This is a genomic window from Caproicibacterium sp. BJN0003 (genome assembly GCF_026314295.1).
Classification (GTDB): Bacteria; Bacillota; Clostridia; order Oscillospirales; family Acutalibacteraceae; genus Caproicibacterium.
Map to the genome: position 1 here is coordinate 2,170,001 of NZ_CP111108.1, position 25,790 is coordinate 2,195,790.

A 25,790-nucleotide genomic window follows, 5' to 3' on the forward strand; every position below is an offset into this window, starting at 1 on the left:
AAAGCAATGGGATAAAAAATAAATTTTATCCCATTGCTTTTTCTGGATTTCTTTCGAAATTCGTATTTCATAATAATTAGTGCACTTTTACCAAATGATTCTTAGCAGAAACTGCAACAATTGCTCCCAAGGAACCAAGGATTGCAAGCACAATTACCGTCAAAGTGGTATAATCCGCACCGGTCTGTTTAATGGGATTAGACTGTGTAGAAGTACTGTAAGTCTTACCATTTTTATCTACAACAGAAATGGTTTTGCCATCAAAAGTAAGAGTGGCGCCTACCTTTTTGGCAGCTTCGGTCGCCATATTTTCCAATTTTGTCTGAATATCGGATGGAATCTCATTGAAGGATACCTTACCAGTATTTGCCCATGTCTCTTTCGCTTCTTTCAGATCACTAAGTGCAGTAGAAAGCTGTGAATCCGTCAAATCGTTAGCGTTGAGAAAATCTTCTGCCAATTTAACATACTGATCCGGAATCTGTCTTGTCTGCGTGCCAATCTGGATTCCAGATTTTATCTCTGCAATAACATCATCTTTTGTAGTTGCAGCAAAAGCCGGAATCGCCATTGCAACCATCATAATTCCTGCACAAAAAATTGCAAGTAACTTTTTCATAAAACGACCCTCCCATAAATAATTTTTTGTCGTCATTTTTTTTATTATTATAAGTTCAAATGTTTTCCATATTATAACAAATTTTAAGCAAATTGTAAAGAAATAATCTTCTGAATTTCGTTATTTTCTATGTTATAGTCCCAAATTAGCCCATGTTTCCTGTATATTTGCAAACAGCTCCCGCCCACGGCGCTTTTTCGTCAACACCGGCAATGCTTTATCAAAAGAAGGCATCCGTGTACTCATATTATGGGTATCGCTGCCGATCAGCATCGGATAGCCTTCTTCTGAAAGTGAATAAAGAAAGCGACAGTTTTCATGGCTTTGAAGTGCACCGGAATTAAACTGTAAAATCAAATCTTCAAAAGATAGCAGCTCTTCAAAATCGCGTGAATGATAGTATGCCTGATACCGTTCAATGTGCGCTAGCACGGGAATAATGTTAAGCGCGTAGGTCAAATTGCGTAACTCTTCTAAGATCCATGGATGATAGGGTTGCCTGGGAAGTTCCAATAAAAGGAGCTTTGTATCTCCCAGGCAAAGCGGCCGCAAATCCACTTCGCACAATCCCTGCGTCAAATAAATCTCCGCCCCTAAAAAAGCTTCCGGACTATCCGCCATTCCTTGAAATGAGCTGAGAACCCGATAGGAATCTGACCGTCTCTGTAAAAAATCAGAAAGTGATTCTCTCTGCGGATAATAATGCGGAGTTAAAAAGGCTTTTCTGACTCCTTGCTTTTTTAAGGTCTGCAGCATCTGAATCGACATATTGCAGTCTTTGGCACCATCGTCCATCCCCGGAAGACAATGTGTATGAAGATCCACAAAAGATAAATTATTTGTTTTTGTATTCATATTTATATTCTTCAGAATAAGCATAAGGCTTGTCTTTTTGATTGACATTCGTAACGACTACTCCGAGCAGATTTCCCTGAATATTCCGAATGCTGTTAATCGCTTTTTGAAGCTCAGCATACCGAGTCTGTTTCTGGCGTGCAACCAAAACTGCACCAGCTGCGTAATTAATACACATAAGTCCATCTGCTACCACATTGATTGGCGGCGTATCTACAAATACATAATCATAGGACTGGGACAAAGCATCCAAAAGCCGTACCATGCTTTCCGAGCTAAGAAGTTCTGAAGGATTCGGCGGAATCGGTCCAGCAGTAATCATATCCAAGTTTGGAAATACATCCCGATACATACTGTCTTCCATGCTCTCAAGTCCACACAAATATTTTGAAAGACCCTTTGCATTACTAAGACGCACAAATCTGTGCAGAGTTGGTTTTCTCATATCGGCATCAACAATCACCACGTGTGCACCAAGCTGCGCTGTTGTAATTCCCAAATTTATACAGGTAGTTGATTTCCCCGCAGAAGGTTCCGCGCTGGTAAAAATAACTGCTTTTTTCTGAGATGTTGAAGTTGCAAAAAGAAGGTTCGTCCGAATAGTCTTATATGCTTCTACTATTGAAAAAGCTGTTTTACTATTTAACAAAGTACTGGAGCGACTTCTACGTCTTGATTCCTGTTTTTTAGCCATAGCGGTATCCCCCCTTATTATCAGCATTCAAATCAGGAATTTCTCCCAGCACCGGAACTTTTAGCTTTTCCTGAATATCCTTCTCTCCCTTCACAGTATTATCTTTCATAAACACAATAATCGATATAAAAATAGAGACAATTAAAAAAGCGAGAGCTCCTATCAAGGTATTGCGTTTTATATTAGGAGAAGACGGTTCTGTTGGAACAGAAGCAGAACCAATTACTTCGACAGAACCCGCTTTTACAACCCGCTTAAGAATATCCGGTGCTGTATCTGCCATCGCTTTACAGATATTAGTAGACAACTGTGCATCTTCTGTTTCGGCAGAAATTTTTAAAACTTCCGTACTGTCTACCGCATTCATAGAAATATCTGACTGCAGCTGTTCATAAGAAATATTTCCAATTTTTGCAGCTACTTGGTTTAAAACATCTCGATTTTTTAAAATAACAATATAGGTACCAACAAGTTTTTGAGATGCGGTCAGGTCATTTGGATTAATTGCATTTGTAGTAGAAGTATTTGTGCCATTATTCACATACAGTTCAATTGAAGATGTATACTTCTTTGGAATCAAAAAAGTAGAAATTAAAAAAGTAATCAACGCCCCTAATATGGTCGCCACCAATATTTTTTTACATTGTTTTCGAATGGCAAAAAATATTTCATTGAGAGAGATCTCATCTTCCATCATTGCATACTCCTATTTCCCTTTAAATTCTAACTATATAAACATAACATATGAAATAAAAACAATCAAGACTGATTAAAAAATTCCACACATAAACACACTTTTTGAGGAATAATTTTTGTTTTAGCCGTCGAAAACAATCGAATAAAATTAGTTTCTGTCTAAGATTGACTGCTAAAGCATGAAATGTTATACTTTAGACAGCAAATAACCTATAAATGGAAAACGCAAATATGCAATAGATCTTGTGAATTTTCTATTGCAAACTACCACTAGTAAGGGAGAGCCAAAAAAGGATGAAGGAAAACAAAATCATGGACAAACGAAGGGTTGCCCTGTGCGGATTTGATTTACTAATATTGGCCGTGTCCTATAGTGTTATTTTGCTCTGTTCCATGAACAGTTCATTAATTTTAAATGGAAAGTTTGAACTGCAAATTTACACATCACGCTTTTTCTTTTTAGCTATTTGTATCATCGGCTTCCGAATCTGTTTTAAAATTTACAATCACATCTGGAGATATGCTGGAATCAGTATTTATCTTCGTCTGATTATTTCTGATTTCATTGCAGGATTAGAAATTCTTTTGATTGGTCAATTGATCCCATATCTTGACTTAGGACTTGGGATAAATTTATGCGTCATTTCTCTGAACTGTCTTGTTTCTCTATCGGCGCGTATGTTATATCAGTCACAATATGCTCATCATAACGCTGCACAACATACATCCGCTGAACAAAGTCATAAAATGAATGTAGCAATTGTAGGAGCTGGCAATGTTGGAGCAACCCTTGCACAGGAACTGACCCGTAATCCACAGTCTCATTATAAGCCACTCTGCTTTATTGATCTTGATAAAGATAAAATTGGGCAAAAGCTGAATGGTCTACCGGTTTACGCAGAGGACGAGCATATTGTACAGCGGATTCAGGAAATGCCAATTCACGAAGTGGTAATTGCGCTGCCGGATCTGGATGGCGATAACCGAAAACGCCTCTATGATCTCTACAGTCAAACCGGATGTAAGGTAAAACTTTATGATTATCCTTTTGGCGAACGTAAGGAACAAGGAATTCGTAATTTTATCAGGGATATCAAAATTGAAGACCTGCTTTCTCGAGACAGCATCCAGTTAGATAATAGCAGTTCAGAAAACTACTATAAAGGAAAAACTGTACTTGTTACTGGCGGCGGCGGTTCTATCGGCTCAGAATTATGCCGTCAGATTGCAAAGATGCATCCTAAAAAGCTGATTATCTTCGATATTTATGAGAACAACGCTTATGATGTACAGCAAGAGCTGCTCTTAAAATACGCCTCTTCTCTAAACCTCCAAGTTATCATTGGTTCTATTAGAGATATAGACAGACTGGAACAAGTTTTTTCTACCGAACGTCCACAGGTCGTTATCCATGCAGCGGCTCACAAACATGTACCACTAATGGAACAAAATCCGGTAGAAGCCATTAAGAACAATGTATTCGGCACTTATAACACAGTCAATATGGCCGAAAAATACAAAGCCGAAAAATTTGTTTTGATTTCTACCGATAAAGCGGTTAATCCGACAAATATTATGGGAGCCTCCAAACGCTTATGTGAAATGATTGTTCAAAGCCGTTATGACAGCAAAACGCAGTTTGTTTCTGTACGTTTTGGGAATGTATTAGGTTCCAATGGATCTGTTATTCCTTTATTTGAAAAAGAAATTGCACAGGGCGGCCCTATCACAATTACGGACAAGCGTATTATCCGATATTTTATGACCATCTCGGAAGCATCACAGCTAGTTCTGCAGGCGGGGGCAATGGCTAAAAAAGGAGAGATGTTTGTCCTCGATATGGGAAAGCCTGTACATATTTACGAACTCGCTAAAAATATGATTCGCTTGTCCGGCCTTGTTCCTGAACAAGATATTCAAATTGTTGAAATTGGTCTTCGTCCCGGAGAAAAGCTTTACGAAGAATTATTGATCAAAAGCGAAGAAATGGTCAAAACAGAAAATGACCGTATTTTAATTGAACGGGATAAACCTCTTACGCGGGCACAGGTAGAAGAAAAACTTTGTATCTTAAACCAAGCAATGCAAAATGCAAGCAATGAAATCGTAAAAGAAGCGTTTCAAAAAGTGGTTCCCACCTTCCAAAATCCTGATATAGTCAATGCGGCCGCCCAACTTCAAATGGATTCAAACGCAAAAGGAAATCTTCCTGTATCAATAGGAACACAAAAATTGGCATAATACATAATAATTAATACAGAAATTGGGGCAGAGTGAAATGATTCACTCTGCCCCAATTTCTGTTTCTATTTTATGGGAGGCTCTTTTAAAAGTGCCCAGCGCTTTCGATAATCCGGAAGAACAGAAGCAATCATTTGATAAAATTCAGCACCATGATTTTTATAACGAATATGCGCAAGCTCATGTACGACAACATAATCAATCGCTTCTTTTGGATATCTCATCAGCCGCCATGAAAAGCAGATCCTATTTTTTGCACTGCAGCTTCCAAAACGTGCCTTTGCATCTGTAATCCGAACTCTTGTCGGAAAAACTCCCATGACGTCTGCAAAAAAGGCCGTCCTTTGGGGAAGAATTTCATTTGCCTGCCGAATATATTCAGCTTTCTCCTCCGGAGAAACCTCTTCTTCCGCTTGTGCTTTCTGTTGCTGCTGCAAAAGATGGTATCTAAGCCATTCTATATGGGCCTCCAAAAATCGGTCAATCTCCTTCTGAGGTAATCTCTGCGGTGCACGAACGACTACTTTGCATTCCCGTGTGATCAAAAGTGCCAGCGTACGTCGTTTGGAACGAATCAGTTGATAGGGAACTAGATTATTCATTTCCAAGATAAGTAAAACGCTTGATCGTTTTCCCATCTTTGTTGACCGTTTCATTCCACATCGAAGCAGGCCGCACCCAAACTTCATGCTCTCCGTAAAGTGCCTGATAAACCACCATTTGTTCCAATGTTTCAGAATTGCGTGCCAAACAGAGTACTCTGTACTCATTTCCTTTAAAATGGCGATATCTGCCTTTTGGAATCTCCATTTTCTATCCTCCCAAAATTTTTCTTCAGTATGACACAAATAATTTTACTTTGCAACAATCCTATGAGGCATCAAATCCGTCACATTTTAAGGCCTTAGTACCAATATCAGTTCCACCCCAAAAAGTATGGCAATATAAAAAAGCCGCATGATACAGCTTTTCTGGGTATCAAAGCGGCTTTTGTAAAGTAAATATTCGCTCAGGGCTTTTTATCCTGTGTGGGATCAGGAAAGAATGAGTCCGGATCTGCTTTAAACCGTGCCACTGCATCTTCCTGCAGCTCTTTGATAGCGTCTCTTTTGGCATGAGTCCAAACAGGCTGCGGATTCTCTTTCGGATCCATACAATGATACGTTTTCATCTCCATAGAAAAGCACCTCCATGCCAATCTATGCCATGAAGATTCATTTTGCGCATAAAGGAAATTTTCAAGCACGATATTTAGAAGAAAATAAACCCAAAGCACCAAAAACAATCGTTGCAGCTCCACAAAGAGCCGTAATAATTCCGATCACTATTGAAGCTATCGAGATTCCTTTTTTCATAGAGTATTTCCCCTTTCTTCTAACGACCAAAATTTTTCATTAAGTTTATTATAATTTTAAAACATAAAAACCGCAAGGAAAAATTCAAACAAAATATGCCCTCTTTTTTAAAAAAATATGCTTTTTCTCTTGACAACTATTATTTAGAGTCCTATAATAATCTAGTGTCAATCGCGATGCGCTGGCGTAGCTCAGTTGGTAGAGCAGCTGATTTGTAATCAGCAGGTCGTAGGTTCGAGTCCTATTGCCAGCTCCATAACTCCGGCAAGTGGCTAAGTGATTGCCGGTATATGGAGGAGTTCCCGAGCGGTCAAAGGGGGCAGACTGTAAATCTGTTGCTTCGGCTTCGATGGTCCGAATCCATCCTCCTCCACCAAGTTCCAGAAAACGTATGAAAATGCGGTTTCTGGAACTTTTTTTATTTAAAATCAAAAAACAAAACTCTATGAAAATCTATCAAAACTGGAGTAATTGGGGTATAAAAACAATCTCATTACGCAAGCTTTGATAGATTGTTTTTTATTTAGAGCTTTTTATATCTTTACATGATCAAAACGATCACAATAAATCGATTGTATATAACTGTTCAAGATTTTTCAATGGTTTTGTAACGTGTATTTTTTTAGTAAAAATTGAAAAGAATAAAAAGATCTCCAAAAGGATGTGAATGCTAATGATATTGCAAAATTTACTGAAAAAAATAAAATATAGAACCATTTTAAATGAAGCAACAAAAAACGTTGCAGATTCTACACCTGAATCTAAAAATGAAAGCTCCTCCCAACCAACAATGACAACCTCTTTAAAAGATAATATTGAAATCATGAAAAGTTATCTTGGTGATTGTAACGATGTAAAGATTCGTGAGTTCACGTTTGGAAGATTCCCTGCTATCAATGCCGCCTTAATCTTTATAGATGGGCTGGTAAGCAACGATATTATTACCGAGGGAGTTATGAAGCCTCTGATGCTATTTGATGCCAGGACAAAAGGGAACGTGGTAGAAGATGTACAAAAGCGCATCATTTGCTCAGGGGATGTAATAAACTCCGATAAGGAAGATAAGCTTTTGGAAAGCTGCTTATGCGGAGATACCGTTTTACTGATAGACGGATACCGCACTGGAATCATCATTAGCAGTAAAGGATGGGATAAACGCAGTGTTGCAGAACCCCAGACTGAAGCTGTTATAAGAGGTCCACGAGAGGGTTTCACCGAAAATTTCAGAACAAATACATCTCTTTTGCGCAGAAAAATAAGAAATCCCGCTTTCAGAATGGATACCTTTGTAATTGGTGAAAAGACAAGAACGATTGTTTCGGTCGCTTACCTAAAAGGAGTCGCAGATGAAAGTCTTATCGCTGAAATTAAAAGGCGTCTCAACTCAATAAATGTAGACTCCATTCTGGAGTCCGGTTATATCGAGCAATATATAGAAGATGCCCCCTTCAGCATTTTCCCAACCATCGGGAAAAGCGAAAAACCGGACGTAATCGCAGGTAAAATTTTGGAAGGACGGGCTGCAATCATTGTGGACGGCACGCCTTTCGTATTGACCGTTCCGATGCTTTTTACCGAAAGCTTCCAAACAGCAGAAGACTATTACTCACGAACCTTTTATTCCAGTATCCTACGCTTGCTAAGATTTCTTTCTTTTGTATTTGCAGTATTTGGGCCCGCCTTTTTTATTGCCATTACAACCTTTCATCAAGAATTGATTCCAACTACATTAATGTTCACCATTGCAACCGCTCGAGAAGGAACCCCGTTCCCGACTGCTGTCGAAGCATTAATTCTTTTGCTGGCCCTCGAAATTCTGCGAGAAGCAGGATTGAGATTACCCCGTCCAATTGGGCAGGCAGTTAGTATTGTTGGTGCTCTGGTAATGGGAGATGCAGCCGTTTCAGCCGGGCTGGTCGGCGCACCCATGGTTGTAACGATTGCCATATCTGCAATGGCAGAATTTGTAACCCCAGAACATCAAGACGCAATTATAGTCCTTCGCCTTATTTTATTGATTCTGGCATCGTTTCTTGGAGATTACGGGATATTACTGGGCACTTTGTGGATGCTGATTGATTTAGCTTCGTTAAAATCATTTGGTGTCCCGTATTTTGCAGGAGTTGCACCAATGCATATACAAGATTGGAAAGACCTATTTATTCGCGCTCCTCTTTGGACGATGAAAAAACGTCCGCCAGAGTTTGCACACCAAGATATTACCAGGCAACAGAGTCATATTCCACCAGGAGATACTACTACGTCTTCGAATGGGGATGCAAAATCATGAAAAGAGGAAAGTGTTTTTCACTTGTAGCAGTTGCTATGGCCGTTTGTCTTTTGTTTTCCGGATGCATGGACAGCAAAGAATTGACTGAAATCATTCCCGTTGTCGGTGTCGGAATTGATGATGCAGGGGATAACCTAACAAAACTCACCTTGCAATTAGGACATGTGGGAAATTCAAGTGAAAAAGACAAAGCAAAATCAGAAGCTTTAATCTATGAAAAGACCGGAAAAAATCTTTTTAATATATTTAGAGATTGCGCGCGTGAAAGCAGCCATAAGCTATTTATAGGGCATAACCAGTGCTTGATTTTTGGAAAAGAAACTGCATCGAAAGGAATCAAGGACCAATTAGATCTTTTCCTACGTGATCATGAAGGCAGAATCGATGTATCCATTCTGGTATCAGATTCTACTGCAAATGAAATACTGACAACAAAATCCGAAATGTCTCCCATGTCGGCACTTGATATCACACAGTTGCTCAAAAATCAACAAGCAACCTCAGAATCTATCGATGTAGATCTTCTCGAATTTTTTTCTAAGCTCGAGGGAAAAACGACTTGTCCGGTTGCTAGCTTAATAAAAGTAGACAAGCAGTCGAGCCCTCCAAGACTTGAATTATCTGGATTGGCCGTCTTTAAAGATGACAAAATGGTCGGAGAATTAGATAAAGATAAATCACGCGGCTATTTATGGACAATGAACAAAGTTGAAAGCGGCACGGTCGATGTAGAAACTGAATCCGGCCGAGCATCCCTCGAAATATGCAGCAGCAGCAGCAGTTTAAACCCTTCTGTACAAGAAGATGGAACGATATCTGTTCCCATCACGGTTAAAACAGAACTTAGAGTAAGAGAGTTGGTTGGTTTCGAAAATCAAGACGCAGCAGCCATCGAAAAAGAGTTACAAGCAGCTGCTATTGAGAGAATCAAAGGCCGCGTGCTTTCGTGTTTTCAGGCAACTCAAGCCTATCAAGCCGATATTTATGGAATTGGGACTCTCATCAGTCAAACACAGCCTAATAAATGGAAGGATCTACAAGAAAACTGGGATGATTTATATTCCCAAATAACACCCGAAATCAATGCTGAAGTAACTATTAAAGGCGGCGGAAAAATTTTGCGAAGCTGAATTGAGGAAACTATGGAAAAAGAGAAAATTAGTTGTTCACAAATGTTTTTTACAATTGTATGTTATATTCAATCTTTTTCATTACTAACGGCGTTTACCTTTGGGATAGCGGGAAGGGATTCTTGGATCTCAATCACTTTAGGCGGAATCGTTGCAATGCTTTTTCTCTTACTTCAGCTATCTGTTATGAAAAAATATCCAGGCAAAAGTCTTTTTCAAATCAACGAACTTGCCTTTGGCAAGTGGGTAGGTCGAATCTTTTCTTTGTTGTATTTGTTTTATTTTTTTTGTTTATGCTTTTTAAATTTAAGAGACATGAAAGATTTTGTAAATTTCTTTGTCTTACCTAATACTCCCTCTCTCATTATATTGGTATTATTTATGATGGTCTGTGGTTGGGCTGTTATAAAAGGTTTAAAAGTGGTCGTACGATATGGCGCCGTATTTATCATAATTACTCTTATCGCATTTATTTTAACAACAATTTTTGTTTGGAACAGAATCGACTATCATAATTTACTGCCATTATTATCTGTCACCCCCGAAAAGCTTTTAAAAAGCACCAATTTGGATGCAGTTATTCCGTTTGGTACGATCATTTTTCAAATGATCGTACCTCAACTCGAAGATAAAAAGCACATGTCCAGCTGTGTGTTAAAAGGATTTTTATGCGGTAGTCTATTTTTATTGGCAGTCGTAATCAGAGATACCATGGTACTAGGAGATCTGGCCCAAATACCCATATTCCCATCATTCTCAACGTTACAGCTTGCCGGATTTACGGAGATATTTCAAGGCACGGACGTAGTCTATGCCACTGTGCTAATTACACTGGAATTCTTCAAAATCTCTTTTTTGTACTATATTACCATAGCTGGAGTTGCAGAATTATTAAAACTAAAGTCTTATAAACTATCGGTCTTGATTATAGGAGTAGGCATTATCATCTGTTCTTATCTCGTATATTCTTCGGTAATGGAGCATATAACATCTGCACAGACTATCGTTCCGATATTATGGTTGTTATTTGAATTTGTATTGCCAGCTTTAACGCTTCTAAAAATAACATTTTCAAAGAGACGGAAAAAAGCAAATCAAGCAACGACATCATAACTATCTGGAAGCATAAGGCTGTATAAACTCATTTATTTTATGCCTTTAACTTGCGATTTTACCCCTTATCTGGTATTATTAGTTACAAATCACTTAAGCGCTTTTATTGACGCACATGGCCTATTGGTGAAGATTCATTTCAGGAAAACAAAGAGCAAGTATAAAAGGAACTGATGGTTTCAGTTCCTTTACATATAACTTAATGATAAACCTGTTGTTTTGGCTTTGAATATCTGAATCCATTCTTTCTCCACTAGAAAACTGGGTGATAATTTTATCACCCAGTTTTTTGTTGCGTTTAACCCAAGCGCTTCTTTTGTTGCGGCTCAACAAAAGATCTGTTGGCTAAAAAATCGGTATGAAAAGAGAGAAAAAATAATTATGCAAAAATTATCTTCAAAAGAACAGCTCTTCGTCGGGATTACGCTGTTTTCTATGTTTTTTGGGGCGGGAAATTTAATTTTTCCGCCATTTCTCGGCTTCTCCGCTGGAACTGCTGTACTTCCAGCCTTTTTAGGATTTGCTTTAAGTGCAATCGGGCTTCCAATTTTAGGTGTTATCGGAGCAACCCGCTCCGGCGGCATCAAATCACTTGCCGGGCGTGTCAGCTCTCCTTTTGCTGCTGTTTTTACAATGCTTATCTATCTTTCCATCGGGCCTTGCCTTGCAATTCCACGTACTGCAAGTACCTCATTCGAAATGGCAGTAACCCCATTCGTTGGAAAAGAAGCTCCCTCTACATTACTGAGTATCCTTTACTCTGTTCTATTTTTTGGAATTGCATTGGCACTTGCCCTGCATCCCCTAAAGTTAGTCGATCTGCTTGGAAAACGTCTTGCACCGATTTTGCTGGTTTTAATTGCGGTTCTGTTTTTCGGATGTGCTTTTTTCGGAAATGTTTCTGCTAATACACCTGCTGTCGCTTATCAAAGCATTCCCGCTGCACAAGGATTTCTCGATGGATACCAAACAATGGATGCAATCGCTGCATTAATTTTTGGACTCATGCTTGCAGCAAATATTAACGCCCGTGGTGTTACGGAAAATCACGCAGTTATTCATTCGACTGTAATCGCCGGTGGGATTGCCAGCGTTTTATTTCTCTGCGTTTATGGAGCTCTCACTTTCATTGGGTTTTCAAATGGAAATGCCTCTGCACAAAACGGCGCACAGCTTTTGAGTATCTCTGCAGACCGCTTGTTTGGAAAAGCTGGTGCTATTATTCTAGCGGCAATCTTTGTAATTGCCTGCCTCAATACATGCATCAGTTTGATCTGCTGCTGTGCACAATACTTTTCTCAGTTATTTCCCCGCTTTTCTTATCGAACCTGGGCCAGCTTCTTTGCCGTTTTCAGCGCTATTCTTGCAAATGCAGGACTAAATATGATTCTAAAAATTTCTGTTCCTATTCTGAACTGCCTGTATCCTATTGCGATTGTGCTGATTGCTTTGGCATTTTTTCCGAAGCGATTACAGGAAAAGCCCTTGCTTTTTCCGCTGAGCATCACACTAACCGGAATCGTCAGTGTAATTTATGCACTCTATGAAATTGGGGTCCAGATTCCCGTACTCACCAACCTGACCTCTGCTCTTCCTCTTTACTCTGCAGGTCTTGGTTGGATCTGCCCGGCAGCAGTCGGGATCATTCTTGCATTATTAATTCCGAACAAAAAAGAAAACTAAAAAATTACGATCTAAAAGGGACACAGATAGAGAAAAGTAATCTCTATCTGTGCCCCTTTTTTCTTATGTGTTAATTTGAAACAATTTTATCTAATCATAGCGTAAAATCAAATCTTCGAGCTTCTGTTTTGTGGATCGGAGAAAACGATTCTATAAGTACAAACAAATTCATTATCACTCCAAAACCAAGTTGGTGAATATTTAACCATGTGTTATTCAAATTAACATATTTAGCCTATTTTTGCAATTATTAATTATTTTTATTGTATTTATGATTTAATTATGATACATTATTTATATTTGTAGCGATAAGCGATCATTAAAATAATATTGCAAGAAGGGTATCTATCATGAAAAAGCTATCACAGTCATTACTTGCTCAAATTGTTTCCAACAATCGAAAAGCAAAGTCTATGACCCAGCAAGAGTTAGCCCGTGCTACTGGAATGAACCGTGCACTGGTATCCAGATTAGAAAAAAAGGATTTTATTCCCTCTATTTTACAATTGGAAAATTTAGGACAAGTATTAGGTTTTGAACCAGATTCTGTTTTTATCAATTCAGAAACATCCAGGAAACTTGATTCGCCTTCTCCTATGAATATTGCGGTTGCCGGCACCGGTTATGTCGGATTATCCATCGCTACACTTCTTGCTCAGCATAATCATGTGACTGCAGTAGATATTATTCCAGAAAAGGTAGAAATGCTGAACAACAGAAAATCTCCTATCCAGGACGATTATATTGAGCACTACTTAACCCAAAAAGGACTTGATCTAACAGCTACTTTGGATGGCGAAAAAGCATATAAAAACGCTGACTTTGTGGTCATTGCCGCTCCGACCAACTATGACAGTAAAAAGAATTATTTTGACACCTCTGCTGTAGAAGCTGTTATTGAACTTGTTTTGAAGGTAAATCCGAATGCTATTATAGTCATTAAATCAACAGTCCCAGTAGGATACACAGAAGCTATCCGTAAGAAATACCATTCTCCAAATATTATCTTCAGTCCCGAATTCTTACGTGAATCAAAAGCATTATACGATAATCTTTATCCAAGCCGTATCATTGTATCAACTGATAAGAACGATGACCATTTGGTCAAAGCATCTCATTCTTTTGCAGCTCTCCTGCAGGAGGGTGCAATTAAAGAGGACATTGATACTTTATTTATGGGGTCCACCGAAGCTGAGGCAGTTAAATTATTTGCAAATACCTATTTGGCGTTACGTGTCTCCTACTTCAATGAGTTAGATACCTATGCAGAAATGAAAGGATTAGATACCAAAGATGTCATCCAGGGCGTATGCCTGGATCCTCGTATTGGCACTCATTATAACAATCCATCATTTGGATATGGAGGATACTGCTTGCCTAAAGATACAAAGCAGCTACTTGCAAATTATAATGATGTTCCTCAATGTATGATGAGCGCGATTGTCGAAAGCAACAGAACCAGAAAAGACTTTATTGCTGACAGAGTTCTTCAAATGGCAGGTTATTACGCATACAAGAATGATAATTTGTATGATTCAAAAATGGAAAAACAGGTTGTTATCGGAGTCTATCGCTTAACTATGAAATCAAATTCAGATAATTTTAGACAAAGTAGTATTCAAGGAGTTATGAAACGTATTAAAGCGAAAGGTGCTACCGTTATCATTTATGAACCAACTCTCCAAAACGGTGCTACATTTTTCGGAAGTAAAATAGTAAATAATTTAAGCAAATTTAAAGAAATGAGCAACAGCATTATTGCAAATAGATATAACCATTGTTTAGATGATGTAAAAGATAAAGTGTATACTAGAGATTTGTTCCAGAGAGACTAATTACAAGATCCCGTGCAAGTAATCTCACTTGCACGGGATCTTGTAATTGATCATCTATTTTAGGCTCAGAATCAGGCCTTTGATTTTTTATGTCTAAATCGATTCAATTGTTTCATAAAACTGTCCCATATAAAACGAATAGATTCCTTATGGATAATTATTACAATCGCCATGAGGGCAAGTTGTATAAATATATTTAGATCCAAAGTTGCTACAAATGCTTGTCCCATTATTGCTACATAACTAATTCCCTCTATTTTCCAATTCACTTTTAATCGTATGATAGATTTTAGGAACCATGTTCGAAGCAACCACGTAATAGTATACCCTATCATGGTCGCCAAAGCAGCACCTACCATACCATAAATATTAATAAAAATAAAATTACAGATCGTATTAACAACTGCTCCAATGACTGTGGTCAATGCTACTAATTTCGTTCTTTTTACAGCAGCATAAAGGCTTCCCTCGAAAATAGAGATCCCATTAAACATAGTCCCAACTAATAAAAATGGAACAGCTTTCCACGCTAAAAAGAATTCATTTGCATACAAAAAGTGAGCAATCGGAATATTTAAAAGGATCAAAAATGAACACGCCAAATAGGAAAAGAAGCTATATCTTTTATAATTATCCCCAAAAAATCCATCAGAATCATTTTCATCAAATTCAGTAATTGCAGATATTGACCATGCATTATTAAAGATTGATTGAAATACGGTCAGCATGGTAGGCACTTTATAAGAAATCGCATATATACCATTTTCAGCGACACCTCTTAAAAAAGTTAGTATATATCGATCGCTTGCATTATTGATCCACCAAGCAATAGAATTAGGAATTAATGGAATGCTGTATCTCAGCATTTCATGTGTCATGTCATTATATTTTCTAAGCTTAATATCTTTATAAATTTTCCCCAGAAAAAACTGAAAAAAAGCAGAACTCAATTCCCCGATGAATATGGCGCATAGATAACCAATAATACCAAATTTAAAAACAATCAAAAAAACAATATTTGATATGCATGTAATAAAAGTGTTTAAAATGCCGCTTGCAGCTATTACTTTTACCTTGTTCTTTCCGCGTAAATATAAATTAAACAACGTATTAAAAGCGCCAGAGACAAAAAATAGGAACAGGAACCAATAATATATATTTTCTAATTGAAAAACTTTTAAATAATTTAATATGACTATTCCTACGGCAAGTAAAATAGAGCCTTTTATCACTACCCGTAATGCAGTATTTATAACATCATTTTTTTCAATATTTTTATCTAATGAATATCGAAGCACTGCATCTTGGATACTCAATGTCAGGATTGGAATTAACAACGATGATGTAGTGGATATTAAGTCTGCTGTTCCATAATTTTCTGTACTTAATACCGCAGTGTACAACGGTACAAGCAAAAAGCTTAATATCTTTGAGCCAAAACTTCCAATTGTAAAAATCCCAACATTTTTAATTAACTTTTTATTTTTTTCTTTCATGTTGTTGAAAAGGCTTTCAAAATATCACAGACATTAAAATCCTATATTATCTGTGTAAATCGATAAGGCCACTCCCCCCTGTAATATAGTACGTATCACCAACAATAAGATTTCCATAGTCACTAACCATATATGTGGCAAGGCTCGCTATCTCAGAAGGATTTGCATATCTACTACTTACGGAATTCGGATTATATAAATTGTCACTTTCACACTTATTTAACATTGGCGTTGCTACTGCCCCTGGTGCAATTGCATTTACAACAATTCCATATGGAAGTAACACATCAGCAAGACCCAGCGTCATCCCTTTAACGGCCCACTTCGATATCATGTATGGGGTCGAAGCCGGTCTTAATGCTGATGAGGAAGATATATTTAATATGTGCCCTTTGATTTTATTTTTTATCATATACTTACTAACCGCTTGGCTCATAAAAAATGTTCCTTTCGCATTAACATCCATAACCGAATCAAAATCCGTTTCCGTAACTTGAAAAAAGGAATTCCTATTATTAATCCCAGCGGAATTAACTAAAATATCAATCTTTCCATCTTCATAAAGGGATGACGCTTCTTCTACTTTTTGTTCTAATGAAGAAAAATCCGTAACGTCTATTGTAATCCCTTTCATATAATCTGCATTTACGTCTTGCAATTTTTTTACTGCATGATCTATTTTATCTTGATGAGTGCCAGCAATAATTACCTTTGCACCTTCCTTGATAAAATTTTCTGCAATTGCAAGCCCTATACCGCTGCTTCCACCAGTAATCAACGCTACTTTTCCAGCTAAGATCTTTTTTTCATCAATTGTTTTTGGTATTTCGACTACTAATTTTTCTCTTTTTAATGAATACAAATAGCGCATAGCCCTTTTGATATAATCTTTGATAATCATAATGACCTCTTCTAACTTTCATTGATCCAATGTTAACCGTCATTTACCAACAAATTTTTTAACTGATTTTTTCAAATAAGTTTTAAAGTCGTATTCTCTATTTTGATCTAAAATCTGACTATATGCGTCTGCATCATCCACATCAGAAACAAAAGCTTCCAAAAGGATTGGTTTATTAGATATGGAGAGCAATTGATCTCTACATGCTATATATTCATTTTTATTTCGAACGGAAAAATAATCAAAGCCACATGTTTTTGCCCATCCTTCCGCATTTTTAAAATGATTCGCTGCTGCTATATATTGATCTGTTTCTTCGTTATTCTGCTTGTTTAGTTTAAATTCCACGCCACCATTATTATTAATCAAAATAATGCGTAAATTATTTTTAATGTGTCTTATCCCTATAGAGTTCATATCATAATAGAATGCAAGGTCCCCAATAATCATAAAACACAATTGATCAGTGACGACACTTTGTCCAATTAGAGTAGACAAGCCCCCATCTATACCAAATGCTCCAACATTGGAATAGCACTGTATCGATTGATCCAAGTCGAACAAATTCCACACTCTTAAGCTGTTTAAAATAGAAAACTGAATCGTGCTGTTATTGGGAATTTTATTATGAAGGTCTTGTGCAATAAATGCGTTAGAGAATGGCAAAGACATCTCTATCTGTTTTTTGGAAACTATTTGATTCCATATTTCAAAATATTGATGTGTAGAATTTTCTTTTTCAAATCCAGAAAAGAAAGTCTCAATGGACATCTGAAACACTTTTGTCAATTTATCATAGGTATCTACCACATCTCCATTTTCGTTCACCCTCCAATGTTCAAAATTTACGTTCTGAACATCGGACATCATTCTGTAAAAAGGATAATCCCCAGTTTGTCCGCCTATCGAAATTAAGATATCCGGAACATAAAGCGATACAAATCTATCATGTGACATCACCGAAAGTGCTAAGTTACCATTAAAGACATACTCCCCATGGTAATTAGACAAGTGGTTTACATAAACAGCGCAATTGTGTTCCTCACAGAATTTTTCTATTGCATTTTTCTCTTTAGAAAGAAAAGGCCGATGTTCCCCAATCACAATCAATATTTTCTTATCATTAATGTTTATATTCTGAGTATCCGAATATCGATTAATATTTTTTATATTTTTTGAAACACTCCCAAGAGCAAAATCCACCCATGGGATACATAATTGAACAGGCCCTGGTCCATCATGTGTTAATTCCAGTATTGTTTCATTAACCAATCTCATGCAATGAAGATAATCATTATCATCCGATAAATAAGGAAGCATATATGACTTTTTAACGCTATCTTTAGGAAGAGAGGTTTGATTAGGCGCCTGCATATATTCCTGTCCAATAAATCTTGGATGCTTAGACATCGTGATTGCTAGGATAGGCACGTTTTTATAGTAGGCCTCCGTTAAACCTGGTATATAATTGCGTGTCGCTTGTGCACTTGTACAAGACGTAGCAATCGGCTCACCTGTTTGCAAGTAAAGGCCTATCGCAAAATACATTGCACTACGTTCATCCACCACAGAGTAACAATCAAAAAACGGGTCATTTTGAACTGCCTTCGCAAAAAATATATTTGTTCCTCCTGGGCTTATTACAATTTTACGAATATTATGGGCTTTCAGTAATTCAACAACAATTTTTATACTGTCTTTATTATTCATAGCTATAAGTTCCAATCTTTAATATTATTTTTTTCAATCATTATAATATTTAAGAATAATATCTTTTATGGCTGTATTTGTTTTAGCATTGTATTTGCCGATGAGATTCTTTGCCTTTAAGACATCTATTTTTAGTGTTTCAAAATGATCAATATCCTGTTTTATTGTAATCAGCATCTCATCTAATTCATTATTTAGATCGATTGTATAATAATAATCCAATAATTCAAAAACGCCTTTAAACTTTCTACTATACGCCAAAGGGATCGTTACTACACCACTTGATAATGCCGCAATGGTAGCGTGCATACGTGAACCGATAAAAATATCCATATCTGCGATTACATTTTTAATTTTCACAGGATTATCTATATATTCGATCTGACAAGCTGATGGAAACTCCCTGCCAAATTGATTGATTGCCTCGACATCATTTGTAACATGTGGAATTAGATATATCTCATATTGGTCGATGTCAGTCAGATACTCAAGGAGTTTTTTAATAAATTCAACGTATTTTTGATTGAGAGATAAATTCTGATTATATTCATCTTTAGTGGTAGATGCTAAAAGCCCTGAAATATTAATCCCTACTTTTATTTTTTCATGTGCTCTATCCTTAGAAGAATATGGCAATTGAAATGCCATATCAGTCGTTATAACCGCATCTTTCCCAGACAAACTTTTCACTTCATCAGCAGAAATTTTATCTCTAGCAAAGATATCGTTAGCATTTTTAAATATTTGTGCAGCAATTTCCTGATTTCTGTTCTTTAGAAATGGTCCATATGTTTGAGGCACTAATACAAGCGGGACTTTGCACCTCTCAAGATATAATTTATAATACGCAAATGTGTTAAACACATGAGTGCCATACAAATCCGAAAAACTATCTCCCCTAGTCACATCAAAAGCAATATCACACTGTTTTAATAAATGAAAGACTTTCTGATTTCTCTTTGCATATTTAATTGCACGTAAAGGATCCGTTATACAGCCCAAATGTACAGCATGCAACGCTTTTGGGTTTAATTCCAATTCTCTTATTAACTCATTTGTCTTATTGCTATCTGGATTCGCTTCAAAAATAAAGTACTCAAATTCTAACGAATTTTCTGTTCTGATGTTTTCCAAGATATGTAGCAATGACCATGTTAGAGCTTGGCATCCAAGGTTGAAATTATTAATATCCGCACCTAAAATTGCAATTTTCATAATTTCCTCCATTATGATTTTCGCTTCATTCTTGAATAATATCTTTTAAATAGCCCAACATCCCAAAAACGTAATTTCGTTAATATCCTTTCAGGATGGCTGCCATAATATAAGGTACGTCTTTTTAACATATACAACCTTTTATAATCAACTTTTCCATGGAGCAATGCAACAAGTTCTTGATTCGATTTACACATCGTATCCAAATCCAAGCTAGTGTTGTTTCCAGTCATGACATGAGTATATAACTTTTCCGTGTTTATCTTACCAATCTTTTTTTTCTCCAATAACAATAGCCAAAGATAATGATCATCGGCGCCATTGTTTTGAAAAAAATGAGTTTTCCATTCTTCTGGAATGACTGCTTTTCGAATTAAAACTTGTCCTGGTGATATGATTGGATTGCCATAGCCATAGTGGAAATTTAAGTTTAGACTGCAGCGTTGGTGATTAAGATTTTGAAATATTTCTTTTTTCCTTCCGTCTGCATTTTGAAGATATCCGTTGCAAACGACAAAATCCGCATCTCCTAAATTTGTCATTTGACTAAGAAGAGTATTGTCAGATATCATGTCGTCCTGATCAAGAAAAAGGATCACGTCCCCATGAGAATTGTTTAGCCCATTTACTCTAGTCTTATGGATCCCAACATTATGTAAATTATTAATTACAGTAATTGGGAAATTAATATGATCCATATCAATTTCTATTTTTATCGTCGGTGAATCATTTACTATGATAACTTCCATTTCCATATTGTGATTTTTTACCAATATATAGTTTTTATTTAGCATATCAAGCATCTTAGGCATGTATTTATTTCCTTTAAAGAAGGGGATTATTACCGAAGCTTTCATGTTTACTTTCCTCTTTACTTATTTGATTTGCAAACCCTTGGCTCCCAATATGATTATTTGATAATGACAGAACCAGCGTATAAATCATAATATTCCAATAAGGTTTAAAGACACTGATTGATATTGACAAAGACAACACAATCATCCCTATTAGGATCGCCGCACAATAAACATCTTTGCATTTTAACGCCTCAAATACAAAAGAGAGTACGAAAACTATATAAATAACTGCACCTATAACACCAATCTCTAAAAGAGATTCTATGAACATATTATGGAACACAAGATGATATGGAAATGGAAATAAATAAGTAATACTAACTGCAGATCCCGTTCCATAACCAAATAATTGTCTCAGGAATGAAGATTCATTAAAGGCATTCATAGCGCTTTCCCATATATCATACCTTCCTGTACCGGAGGAGGTGCTTAATGTTGCTAATGAAAACCTACTTAATATATCCGTGGATATATAACTCGCAATGACAGTTAACGTGATGAAAACGAGTATGACCAGGAGTATTCTTTTTATCAAACTAGAGATTATCAGTTTTGTTCCATCTCTATAAAAAAGAAATGCAATAATTGACGCTGCAACAATCGCTAAAGCACCACCCCGAGATCCCGTCCCTATAACGATATACACATAAACAATCAATTCAATTGTTGAAATGAGCTTTACTTTTATACTATTTTCTTGTAAAAGAACGATGATACAAAAGATCATCGCAAACAGGAAATAAGCGCAAAGATAATTCGGATCTTCTTGAATGATTCCTTTCAAATAAATACGTCCTTCATAATAATCTGCAGAGATCAGCACAACGATAGCTGTAACTCTAGAAGACCATATCAGACATTTTTTTAAATAATCTACCTCATTAGAATTATAGGTATATCCGGATACAGAACATAATAAAATTAAAAAATTAATTTGAGAAATTGATCTCCCTGCGGATACCCCTTGATTGATTGACCACAAACAAGAAGCAATACAAAACAGCACATAAATTCCACTCACACGAAGCAGTCTGTTTCTTTTGAAACTACGTTTAAATAATAGCCATATCCCAATTGGAACGATTGCTAATAATTTTAGCAAAGAACCAAAAATTCCAATATTCATAGCTCCTACAATAAGGAGCACTATATAGATTCCCAACCATCTACAGTACAAACTTATTTCAGAACTAATTCCCTTATCTTTCATATAGATCCCCTAATATAACGATATTTCATTTTGCTCTTAGCATCTTTTTACGAAACTGTTGAATCTAATACCTTTTTGTATAGATTATAATGTTGATCAACAAATTCTTTCATAGAAAACTTTTCTTTAAACAAAGATATAGTTTCTAAGCTTTGCTGTTTATACGATTTCTTTTCTAAAATACTTGCCAAAGCTTTATCATCATCTTGCTGAATCACAGTTGAACAATTAGATATTGAGTTTAATTCTCTTACAAAGGGCATATCCGTAACCACAATTGCTAAACCACTAATGACAGCTTCTAAAAATGCAACACTTAATCCTTCGTATTTTGACGTCATAACAAAACAATCAGCATTATGTAAGAAATCATTAACATTTTGATGCATTCCCAAAAAAATGATATGATCTGCAATTCCCTCATTTTCAATATATTTTCTTAACTCAATATACGTCTGATCACTCTCATCAAAATTTCCTAAAATATAGGCACGAATATTTGACTCTCCATCTTTTATACAACGATTAATTGCACGTGCTAAGCATAATTGATTTTTCTGCTGGTGTACACGTGCCACATTTAAAATAACCTGTTCGCCCTTCTTCCCACCATATTTAACCCAGAAATTTGGGTCCTTCTTTACTATGGGAAACTGTTCTGTGTTTATAGAATTAAAAATTGGCACAATATTATTTTTCTTTATATTCAATTCCTGGATCATATAATTTTCTACTGCTTGTCCAATAGATACATATTTTGAAACCATCCAAGATGAATTTTTCTCTCTTTTAGCAGAATACCCTCGCGTATTATGAATCGTACATACGACTGGAACTCTTAACATTTTACCTGCAATTTTAGCAAACAACATGGGCACTGAACAATGTCCATGAATTATATTTACTCTGTTTATTTTTCCAAACTGATATATATCATAAATACTTTTAATTCTACCTTTTCCAGCTGTTTTCCCAAGAATTGCAGTTTTAACACCTACTTTTTTTAAATCAGCAATCATTTTCGTCTCTGTATCATTATCCTGCCTATACAAAGCAATTACTCCAACAAATTCCGCTTTTTTGATTAAACCAATTGACAAATCATATACTAGTTTTTCCGCTCCTCCCCATGAAAACGAATTGATAATATAGAGCACACGAAGAGGCTTAGAACACTCTGAAGTTTTATTATTAATATACCTTTTTGTCACATTCTCTCCCCCATAGTACACCCTTCACTTAGATTACAATTTTTTCCCTGTCATACGATAATAGTCTTGTTTAAAGTGACTGTTCATTTTTTTCTCCTACAAATTCGTATCCAACTCCATACTGTCCAAAATCATTTTCATAACTTTCTCTTCACTGTAATCATCCGCACGTGCTAAACAATTTGATTTCATCCCCATAACCTGGGTTGGATTATTAACAGCATACCAAATTTTCTCAGTTAATTCTTCCGGATGTTCAAAATCATAAATATACCCTGTTTTTTTATCATCCAACATCTCATCGCAGTATTGCCAACGTCTAGCTATGATAGGCACTCCCGCGGAAAGAGCATCAATGATTGTTCCTGGTATTCCTTCATGTTTCCAATGTGTTGGAAATATGAGCATAAAATAATCTTTTAAAGCTTCTACACTTTCCGTTGCCTTAACGATTCCACGATATCTGCAACTATTTTTAGCTTTTTCAAGACACTCTTTTAACCTGTTGTCATATCCTTCTTCAATCGGCCCATAAATATCTAACTTCGCAACCACGGAACCATATCTATTATTTACTTCATTTATGGAAGTGATTGCATCTTCAACTCCCTTTTCTTTCATCACACGACTAAACATACAGAATCGAAATGGCATTTGATATTCATTTGATAAATTCTCTATTTTTAATATATTTAATTTTTTAAAGTTTGGAATATACTTCGCATTATTGATTCCAAGTTCATTTAATTGTTTAACGAGTAAAGTGCTTTCCATCCAATTTCCGGTAAATGAAGAAATATATTTACTCCACCTGTTTTTTTTCTTTACTTCTCTACTCAAACGTCCGCCTATTGCGTAGTGATATATTTCTTTTCCGTACTTACTTAAAAAATATAAAACTGGAAATAAAACCTTTCGTCCATTATCTGACAATAATACAATATACTTTTTATCTTGTTTCATTGATTTGATAAATGATACACAAAACTTTAAAGGCCGGTGCTTGACATAATACGTATCTACTTTATCGATATCAAATCTACGGTTCATTAACGCATGATATATCGTTTTGGTTTTTACAGTTTGACCATCATTAAACTCGCGGTTACCACCAAAATGGCCAATGATACAAATCCGCAATTACGATTCCCCCCCTGTGCGTATATTTTTTTATTATCCACATCCTACAGATCCTCATCTATATCATTTTATTTTTAATACCTTTATCACACACCAATATAAAATATGAAACACACTTCTGGCAATACTCAAATGCTCGATATTCCGATATAGAATCCAATGATATTTTATTACTTTTATCTTATTACTTGATATCGAGTTTTTTCGTATCCGATATTTCATTAATACACTGTTGAGCCCATATATGTATTTTTCTTTTTTGAGCATTTGCAGCCAAAGCGCATCATCATTTCTTTTACGGATATTTGGCACTTCAAATTTGCCCATTTTCTCCACGTTATACATAACAGTTGAATTTCCAACAGGACAGTCTAACAGCAATCGATTGTAATCCGTTTTTGGTATCGTCTTAATAACTTTTTCCAAACTCTTTCCGTCTTCATCTATTTGTTCATACGCTGTGCAGGTAAAGGCAACACCGTGTTTTTTCATAAATTCTAACTGCTTTTCCAATTTGTCAGATGTCCATAAATCATCAGAATCTAAGAATGCCATATAATTTCCTGCTGCTATAGACATAGCAGCAGTACGAGCAACTGCCGCGCCAGAATTACTTTCTAGGCAATAATATTTAATTCTATCATCTTTTTCCGAATATTGTTCCACTATTTCTTTTGTATGATCATTGGAGCAATCATCAACAATGATTATTTCCCAGTTAGAATAAGTTTGAGCCTGAACTGACTCAATCGTTTCCCCTATAAATTTTGCACAATTGTAGGTCGGCATAATAACCGATACCAATCCTTTTTTTATATTCAACTTTTCAATTTTCCTCCGGTTATTTAATGACCGCCACCACTGTATGTAACATCGTACCAATCTCTCTTATAAAGCTAAATTCCTTTATACTTTTCAAATTGTATTTCATTTTTTCCGGCAGGACTTTATTCACATAAGTGTCCTCTACATCAGCTGCTACTTCGAGAAGTTTATCTTCATCTTTATACCGAATACTTGCTTCTGATGTGATGCCCGCCGGTAAAAGTAATGTCGCCATCATCTCTGGTGTGTACCTTTTTACATATCTTGTTACTTCTGGCCGTGTACCTACAAAACTCATATCATTTAATAGAATATTAATTAACTGTGGGAATTCATCAATACGGAATTTTCTGAGGACTGCTCCAACTTTTGTAACTCTCATATCATTTTTCACAGTTACCTGTGTGCCTAATTGCTCCGCATTCAATACCATTGTTCGGAACTTAAAAATTTTAAATTTTCTTCCATATTGTGTTACACGTTCTTGGCGAAAGAAAACTCCTCCTTTTGAGTCTAAAACAATTGCTGTCGAAACAACTATCATCATAGGAGAAAGAATGATCAACATCAAGGCAGACATTACTATATCAAACACTCTCTTTAAGAATAAACTGATTTTCTTATGTTCTAGTTTTTCATAATACGGTCTGACTTCTTCGGTCCTCATAGATTGGGGAAGTCGATCCCATTCTCTTAGCATTAAAGCTCCTCCTG

23 protein-coding genes and 2 tRNA genes are annotated in these 25,790 nt (G+C 36.2%); 8 read left to right on the forward strand and 17 right to left on the reverse strand.

The annotated features are described in order from the left end of the window. Nucleotides 1-76 precede the first annotated feature (76 nt). From OP489_RS10835 to OP489_RS10850, 4 genes are all read right to left on the reverse strand, one after another. Nucleotides 77-619 carry a hypothetical protein gene (locus OP489_RS10835; protein ID WP_266161997.1) on the reverse strand — a complete coding sequence of 181 codons (543 nt, stop codon included), beginning with the start codon at nt 617-619 and terminating at the stop codon, nt 77-79. A gap of 132 nt (nt 620-751) precedes the next feature. After that, complete coding sequence (locus tag OP489_RS10840) at nt 752-1,474, reverse strand: CpsB/CapC family capsule biosynthesis tyrosine phosphatase (RefSeq protein ID WP_266161998.1); 723 nt, start codon at nt 1,472-1,474, stop codon at nt 752-754. Then, the gene (locus OP489_RS10845; RefSeq protein ID WP_266161999.1) at nt 1,455-2,168 is read right to left on the reverse strand and encodes a CpsD/CapB family tyrosine-protein kinase; all 714 of its coding nucleotides are present in this window, start codon (nt 2,166-2,168) and stop codon (nt 1,455-1,457) included. Before OP489_RS10845 ends, OP489_RS10840 begins: the two co-directional genes overlap by 20 nt. Next, complete coding sequence (locus tag OP489_RS10850; RefSeq protein WP_266162000.1) at nt 2,161-2,865, reverse strand: YveK family protein; 705 nt, start codon at nt 2,863-2,865, stop codon at nt 2,161-2,163. The genes OP489_RS10845 and OP489_RS10850 overlap by 8 nt, the downstream gene beginning before the upstream one ends. Before the next feature lie 293 nt (nt 2,866-3,158). Between OP489_RS10850 and OP489_RS10855 the strand changes: the two genes are divergently transcribed. Beyond that, complete coding sequence (locus tag OP489_RS10855; protein ID WP_266162001.1) at nt 3,159-5,105, forward strand: polysaccharide biosynthesis protein; 1,947 nt, start codon at nt 3,159-3,161, stop codon at nt 5,103-5,105. A gap of 65 nt (nt 5,106-5,170) precedes the next feature. Here OP489_RS10855 and OP489_RS10860 read toward each other — a convergent pair whose 3' ends face one another. The 3 genes from OP489_RS10860 to OP489_RS10870 form a co-directional block, all read right to left on the reverse strand. Next, entirely contained in the window at nt 5,171-5,707 is a 537-nt protein-coding gene (locus OP489_RS10860) for a M48 family metallopeptidase (RefSeq protein WP_266163533.1), read from the reverse strand. After that, the gene (locus tag OP489_RS10865; RefSeq protein ID WP_266162002.1) at nt 5,700-5,915 is read right to left on the reverse strand and encodes a DUF1653 domain-containing protein; all 216 of its coding nucleotides are present in this window, start codon (nt 5,913-5,915) and stop codon (nt 5,700-5,702) included. The genes OP489_RS10860 and OP489_RS10865 overlap by 8 nt, the downstream gene beginning before the upstream one ends. Before the next feature lie 199 nt (nt 5,916-6,114). Then, entirely contained in the window at nt 6,115-6,282 is a 168-nt protein-coding gene (locus OP489_RS10870; protein ID WP_266162003.1) for a hypothetical protein, read from the reverse strand. 358 nt (nt 6,283-6,640) lie between these two features. On the opposite strand from OP489_RS10870, the gene OP489_RS10875 reads away from it, so the two are divergent. The 7 genes from OP489_RS10875 to OP489_RS10905 all read left to right on the forward strand — a co-directional run bounded on the left by OP489_RS10875 (nt 6,641) and on the right by OP489_RS10905 (nt 14,511). Next, nucleotides 6,641-6,716, forward strand: a tRNA-Thr gene (locus OP489_RS10875). 36 nt (nt 6,717-6,752) lie between these two features. Continuing rightward, nucleotides 6,753-6,836 (forward strand) — tRNA-Tyr (locus OP489_RS10880). A gap of 297 nt (nt 6,837-7,133) precedes the next feature. After that, nucleotides 7,134-8,750, forward strand: coding sequence for a spore germination protein (locus OP489_RS10885; protein WP_266162004.1), 1,617 nt, complete (start codon nt 7,134-7,136; stop codon nt 8,748-8,750). Further along, complete coding sequence (locus OP489_RS10890; protein ID WP_266162005.1) at nt 8,747-9,880, forward strand: Ger(x)C family spore germination protein; 1,134 nt, start codon at nt 8,747-8,749, stop codon at nt 9,878-9,880. Before OP489_RS10885 ends, OP489_RS10890 begins: the two co-directional genes overlap by 4 nt. Before the next feature lie 12 nt (nt 9,881-9,892). Next, nucleotides 9,893-10,993 (forward strand): GerAB/ArcD/ProY family transporter, encoded by a 1,101-nt coding sequence (locus OP489_RS10895; protein WP_266162006.1) that lies wholly within the window; start codon nt 9,893-9,895, stop codon nt 10,991-10,993. A gap of 381 nt (nt 10,994-11,374) precedes the next feature. Continuing rightward, nucleotides 11,375-12,676 carry a branched-chain amino acid transport system II carrier protein gene (brnQ, locus tag OP489_RS10900; RefSeq protein WP_416232451.1) on the forward strand — a complete coding sequence of 434 codons (1,302 nt, stop codon included), beginning with the start codon at nt 11,375-11,377 and terminating at the stop codon, nt 12,674-12,676. A 350-nt stretch (nt 12,677-13,026) separates the two neighbouring features. Continuing rightward, nucleotides 13,027-14,511 (forward strand): nucleotide sugar dehydrogenase, encoded by a 1,485-nt coding sequence (locus OP489_RS10905; protein ID WP_266162007.1) that lies wholly within the window; start codon nt 13,027-13,029, stop codon nt 14,509-14,511. A gap of 71 nt (nt 14,512-14,582) precedes the next feature. Here OP489_RS10905 and OP489_RS10910 read toward each other — a convergent pair whose 3' ends face one another. The 10 genes from OP489_RS10910 to OP489_RS10955 form a co-directional block, all read right to left on the reverse strand. Next, nucleotides 14,583-16,007: a lipopolysaccharide biosynthesis protein gene (locus tag OP489_RS10910; protein WP_266162009.1), complete on the reverse strand. Its 1,425-nt coding sequence runs from the start codon at nt 16,005-16,007 to the stop codon at nt 14,583-14,585. Nucleotides 16,008-16,053: 46 nt separating this feature from the next. After that, nucleotides 16,054-16,908 carry an SDR family NAD(P)-dependent oxidoreductase gene (locus OP489_RS10915; RefSeq protein ID WP_266162010.1) on the reverse strand — a complete coding sequence of 285 codons (855 nt, stop codon included), beginning with the start codon at nt 16,906-16,908 and terminating at the stop codon, nt 16,054-16,056. A gap of 39 nt (nt 16,909-16,947) precedes the next feature. Continuing rightward, complete coding sequence (locus OP489_RS10920) at nt 16,948-18,618, reverse strand: thiamine pyrophosphate-binding protein (protein WP_266162011.1); 1,671 nt, start codon at nt 18,616-18,618, stop codon at nt 16,948-16,950. A 33-nt stretch (nt 18,619-18,651) separates the two neighbouring features. Beyond that, on the reverse strand, nt 18,652-19,833 hold the full coding sequence (locus OP489_RS10925; protein WP_266162012.1) for a polysaccharide pyruvyl transferase family protein: 1,182 nt from the start codon (nt 19,831-19,833) through the stop codon (nt 18,652-18,654). Between the two features lie 11 nt (nt 19,834-19,844). Beyond that, the gene (locus tag OP489_RS10930; RefSeq protein ID WP_266162013.1) at nt 19,845-20,690 is read right to left on the reverse strand and encodes a glycosyltransferase family 2 protein; all 846 of its coding nucleotides are present in this window, start codon (nt 20,688-20,690) and stop codon (nt 19,845-19,847) included. After that, nucleotides 20,659-21,900: an O-antigen ligase family protein gene (locus OP489_RS10935; RefSeq protein WP_266162014.1), complete on the reverse strand. Its 1,242-nt coding sequence runs from the start codon at nt 21,898-21,900 to the stop codon at nt 20,659-20,661. Before OP489_RS10935 ends, OP489_RS10930 begins: the two co-directional genes overlap by 32 nt. A gap of 47 nt (nt 21,901-21,947) precedes the next feature. Beyond that, nucleotides 21,948-23,111, reverse strand: a complete 1,164-nt coding sequence (locus OP489_RS10940; protein WP_266162015.1) for a glycosyltransferase — start codon at nt 23,109-23,111, stop codon at nt 21,948-21,950. 96 nt (nt 23,112-23,207) lie between these two features. Beyond that, complete coding sequence (locus OP489_RS10945) at nt 23,208-24,251, reverse strand: glycosyltransferase (protein WP_266162016.1); 1,044 nt, start codon at nt 24,249-24,251, stop codon at nt 23,208-23,210. Between the two features lie 63 nt (nt 24,252-24,314). Continuing rightward, nucleotides 24,315-25,073 carry a glycosyltransferase family 2 protein gene (locus OP489_RS10950; protein WP_266162017.1) on the reverse strand — a complete coding sequence of 253 codons (759 nt, stop codon included), beginning with the start codon at nt 25,071-25,073 and terminating at the stop codon, nt 24,315-24,317. Between the two features lie 19 nt (nt 25,074-25,092). Next, the gene (locus OP489_RS10955) at nt 25,093-25,776 is read right to left on the reverse strand and encodes a sugar transferase (RefSeq protein ID WP_266162018.1); all 684 of its coding nucleotides are present in this window, start codon (nt 25,774-25,776) and stop codon (nt 25,093-25,095) included. Between the last annotated feature and the right edge of the window lie 14 nt (nt 25,777-25,790).

Excerpts from the sequence above, each read along its gene's own strand:
- OP489_RS10835 (WP_266161997.1), bottom strand. The coding sequence starts at position 619 with ATGAAAAAGTTACTTGCAATTTTTTGTGCAGGAATTATGATGGTTGCA.
- OP489_RS10840 (WP_266161998.1), bottom strand. The coding sequence starts at position 1,474 with ATGAATACAAAAACAAATAATTTATCTTTTGTGGATCTTCATACACAT.
- OP489_RS10845 (WP_266161999.1), bottom strand. The coding sequence starts at position 2,168 with ATGGCTAAAAAACAGGAATCAAGACGTAGAAGTCGCTCCAGTACTTTG.
- OP489_RS10850 (WP_266162000.1), bottom strand. The coding sequence starts at position 2,865 with ATGATGGAAGATGAGATCTCTCTCAATGAAATATTTTTTGCCATTCGA.
- OP489_RS10855 (WP_266162001.1), top strand. The coding sequence starts at position 3,159 with ATGAAGGAAAACAAAATCATGGACAAACGAAGGGTTGCCCTGTGCGGA.
- OP489_RS10860 (WP_266163533.1), bottom strand. The coding sequence starts at position 5,707 with ATGAATAATCTAGTTCCCTATCAACTGATTCGTTCCAAACGACGTACG.
- OP489_RS10865 (WP_266162002.1), bottom strand. The coding sequence starts at position 5,915 with ATGGAGATTCCAAAAGGCAGATATCGCCATTTTAAAGGAAATGAGTAC.
- OP489_RS10870 (WP_266162003.1), bottom strand. The coding sequence starts at position 6,282 with ATGGAGATGAAAACGTATCATTGTATGGATCCGAAAGAGAATCCGCAG.
- OP489_RS10885 (WP_266162004.1), top strand. The coding sequence starts at position 7,134 with ATGATATTGCAAAATTTACTGAAAAAAATAAAATATAGAACCATTTTA.
- OP489_RS10890 (WP_266162005.1), top strand. The coding sequence starts at position 8,747 with ATGAAAAGAGGAAAGTGTTTTTCACTTGTAGCAGTTGCTATGGCCGTT.
- OP489_RS10895 (WP_266162006.1), top strand. The coding sequence starts at position 9,893 with ATGGAAAAAGAGAAAATTAGTTGTTCACAAATGTTTTTTACAATTGTA.
- brnQ (WP_416232451.1), top strand. The coding sequence starts at position 11,375 with ATGCAAAAATTATCTTCAAAAGAACAGCTCTTCGTCGGGATTACGCTG.
- OP489_RS10905 (WP_266162007.1), top strand. The coding sequence starts at position 13,027 with ATGAAAAAGCTATCACAGTCATTACTTGCTCAAATTGTTTCCAACAAT.
- OP489_RS10910 (WP_266162009.1), bottom strand. The coding sequence starts at position 16,007 with ATGAAAGAAAAAAATAAAAAGTTAATTAAAAATGTTGGGATTTTTACA.
- OP489_RS10915 (WP_266162010.1), bottom strand. The coding sequence starts at position 16,908 with ATGATTATCAAAGATTATATCAAAAGGGCTATGCGCTATTTGTATTCA.
- OP489_RS10920 (WP_266162011.1), bottom strand. The coding sequence starts at position 18,618 with ATGAATAATAAAGACAGTATAAAAATTGTTGTTGAATTACTGAAAGCC.
- OP489_RS10925 (WP_266162012.1), bottom strand. The coding sequence starts at position 19,833 with ATGAAAATTGCAATTTTAGGTGCGGATATTAATAATTTCAACCTTGGA.
- OP489_RS10930 (WP_266162013.1), bottom strand. The coding sequence starts at position 20,690 with ATGAAAGCTTCGGTAATAATCCCCTTCTTTAAAGGAAATAAATACATG.
- OP489_RS10935 (WP_266162014.1), bottom strand. The coding sequence starts at position 21,900 with ATGAAAGATAAGGGAATTAGTTCTGAAATAAGTTTGTACTGTAGATGG.
- OP489_RS10955 (WP_266162018.1), bottom strand. The coding sequence starts at position 25,776 with ATGCTAAGAGAATGGGATCGACTTCCCCAATCTATGAGGACCGAAGAA.